3 protein-coding genes are annotated in these 2,995 nt (G+C 53.7%); 2 read left to right on the top strand and 1 reads right to left on the bottom strand.

Going from position 1 to position 2,995, the window contains the following annotated elements; translation table 11 throughout:
* Window positions 1-694: helix-turn-helix domain-containing protein (locus ABJQ89_RS03820; RefSeq protein WP_348494943.1), on the bottom strand; the 694-nt coding region annotated here is incomplete at its 3' end.
* Window positions 695-806: 112 nt separating this feature from the next.
* Here ABJQ89_RS03820 and ugpC point away from each other — a divergent pair.
* Together ugpC and ABJQ89_RS03810 are read left to right on the top strand one after the other, a co-directional pair.
* Window positions 807-1,886, top strand: coding sequence for a sn-glycerol-3-phosphate ABC transporter ATP-binding protein UgpC (ugpC, locus tag ABJQ89_RS03815; protein WP_348404191.1), 1,080 nt, complete (start codon window positions 807-809; stop codon window positions 1,884-1,886).
* On the top strand, window positions 1,886-2,701 hold the full coding sequence (locus ABJQ89_RS03810; protein WP_348404165.1) for a formylglycine-generating enzyme family protein: 816 nt from the start codon (window positions 1,886-1,888) through the stop codon (window positions 2,699-2,701). Before ugpC ends, ABJQ89_RS03810 begins: the two co-directional genes overlap by 1 nt.
* Window positions 2,702-2,995: the final 294 nt, after the last annotated feature.

The raw sequence follows: 2,995 nt of genomic DNA, 5'->3' as shown, positions 1-2,995 counted from the left end.
CGTTGGCGATATGTTCGTCTTTGTCCCGCACAGGCACGGCAGCTTCTGCAATGCTAAGCAGGTGCAGGAATTTCCCACGTTCGTCTTCGATGATGGTGGAAAAACGGCGCACACCTACGTGGTTGCCGTCGAAATCCATGGCGAAATTATCGGACACGGCCTCTTCGATCACACGGCGTGCTTCGCTTGGGGCAAGGCTGCCCATCTCAAGGCCCGTCTTGAAGAAACCACCCGTGAAATATTTATAACTGACCTCGTCCCACCCCAAGCGACTCAGGTAGAGACGTGACATGGCGTCGAGCTCATAAAGACTGCGCCGGAACCCACGCGCCGCGCGGATAGCCACGCTGGGGTCAGGCAGCTGTGTCCGCGAATGCCACAACAGGTCAAAACCTGTGACAACAACCGCCTCAACCGAAACACTGTGCGCGGCGGTGATATCATTCATAAGGTCGCTGAGAACCGACAGATAGCTTTCGGACATCGGTACGTTGCGGATCAGGCGAAAGTTCGGGATGCAGTATTTCTCGCTTGTGTGAAACAAATAGCCACGGTCCGCCAACGTACGCACGATCCGGTTCACGGTCGCTGCCGAAATGCCAAGGTCCCGAGAGATATCGATTTGCTTCACGGGGTCAGGCCCCGAGGCCATCAGATATTCCATGACTTGCAAGAGGCGTTCACTTGGTCCCAATAGATTCCCCTTTCAATCTTTCATATATGAAATTATGAATACGGATACTGAAAGACGAGTCAATCCAGAAACCTCGACATTTGGGATATGCCTCACGATGGAAGGACTGCGAATGGCCACTGTAACGCTCAACGGAATTCAGAAATCCTTTGGCAAAGTCGATGTGATCCACGGTATCTCGCTTGATATTGCTCAAGGCGAGTTTGTGGCGCTTGTCGGGCCTTCCGGCTGCGGCAAATCAACACTCTTGCGCATGATCGCGGGGCTTGAAGACCCTTCCGCTGGCGAAATTTCGATAGGTGGAAACGTCGTAAACGACCGCCTGCCAAAGGATCGGCAGATCGCGATGGTGTTCCAGTCTTACGCGCTCTATCCGCATATGACTGTGCGCGAAAACATGTCTTTTGCTCTTGATCTTGAGAAACGACCAAAGACCGAGATTGAGGCGGCTGTGAGGGAGGCCAGTGCGATCCTTGGTCTTGATGACTATCTGGATCGTCGCCCAAAGGCTCTCTCTGGTGGGCAACGGCAGCGCGTTGCGATGGGCCGCGCGATTGTGCGCAACCCAGAGGTATTCTTGTTTGACGAGCCGCTCTCAAACCTTGACGCAAAGCTGCGCACCACCATGCGCAAAGAGGTCAAGCGGCTCCATCAACGTCTCAAGACCACATCCATTTATGTAACCCACGACCAGACCGAAGCCATGACAATGGCGGACCGCATCGTTGTGATGCACGCTGGACGGATTGAACAAGTGGGCACGCCGCTTGAACTCTACAACGCCCCCGACAACCTATTCGTCGCGAGCTTTATAGGTGCGCCGCAAATGAATTTGCTCACAGGGAGGGTTGTCGCGAAAAACGGCGGTTTTGTCATGATGCATGAAACTGCCGAACTTGCGCTGCCCAATGGTCTGCCGCTGACGGATGGTCAAGATATCATCCTTGGCATCCGACCAGAGCATCTGCGCGTCGCCCCAAACGGCCCGCTGCAAGCGACCGTAGAAGTCATTGAACCGATGGGAAGTGAAACTCACTTAACCTGTGAAATCGGTGGCACAGAAATGCGTTTGGTCGAGGCGGCTGACCTCGATACCCAGCCGGGTGCTGTGATCAACCTGTCGTTTGACGCGGCAAAGGTGCATGTTTTTGACACCCAAAGTGAAGCACGACTGATCCACAGCGAGGAGTAATGACGACTAAATCGACACCTATGATGTCGCTTGATGGTGGGCAATTCTTGATGGGGTCGGATCGCCATTATCCAGAAGAGGCCCCCGCACGGATAGTCGAGGTGGCCCCGTTTCAGATAGATACTGCTGCGGTAACCAATGACGCCTTCGCCGCGTTTGTTGCAGCGACAGGGTATATCACCACAAGCGAACGTCCCAACGACAAAGAGAATAAAGTTGCGGGCTCATTCGTTTTTCAAATGACGAAAGGCCCCGTTAGCTTGCTTGACCCAAACCAATGGTGGCAGTTCGTGCCGGGAGCGAATTGGAGGCACCCTGAAGGACCGCAGAGCAATCTCGTTAAGCGCGGTTTGCACCCCGTGGTGAACGTCTCTTTTATCGACGCCTTAGCCTATGCCAACTGGGCTGGAAAATCTCTCCCATCCGAAGCTCAATGGGAATTTGCCGCCACGATCGCCGCGTCAGATCGGCTCGATATGAATATTTGGCGTGGTGATTTCCCCCACCGAAACGAAAGAACCGGCATGCCACCCTTTACAGTCCCGTCACGCAACAATGACACCCCGCGCAGTAGGCTTCACAATATGCTGGGTAACGTGTGGGAATGGACGACAGACCCGTTTTCACAAACATCAACAGGTCGGCCAAACTGCTGCGTTCCAGAACCCCAATCCTCGCAAGACACCCGCATCCTGAAGGGCGGATCATACCTTTGCGCAGAAAGCTATTGCCGCAGATACCGACCCGCAGCGCGGATAGCCCACGCCGAAACGAGCGCGACAAGCCATATCGGGTTTCGATGTGTTGCCGGATGAAGGATAGCCTGTGACGGATACAGGTTTCTATCTCGGGTTTGGATCTGTCAGGGTTTTGTGCCCTAGCATGTGCTATCAGGTAATAGGATCGTCAGCTAACTACTTAGGTCCAAGCCCACAGGTCAGCGCGATGCATCTTGGCTGAATTTATCTCTCCGTTTAGTCTCATAGTCCATCTCCTTTGTCGCAGTAAATGTTGCCAAAGGAGCAGTATCAAACCGCGGCAGGTCTAGGATTCCCCAAAAAGGCAAGTATCTTTTTCAACACCGAAATTCTGCATTCCTAACGCGCCTT

It is taken from the genome of Planktotalea sp. (assembly GCF_039984035.1).
Taxonomy (GTDB): Bacteria; Pseudomonadota; Alphaproteobacteria; order Rhodobacterales; family Rhodobacteraceae; genus Planktotalea.
Note: the sequence above shows the minus strand (reverse complement) of the source record. Positions and strands in the feature narration are given on the sequence as shown.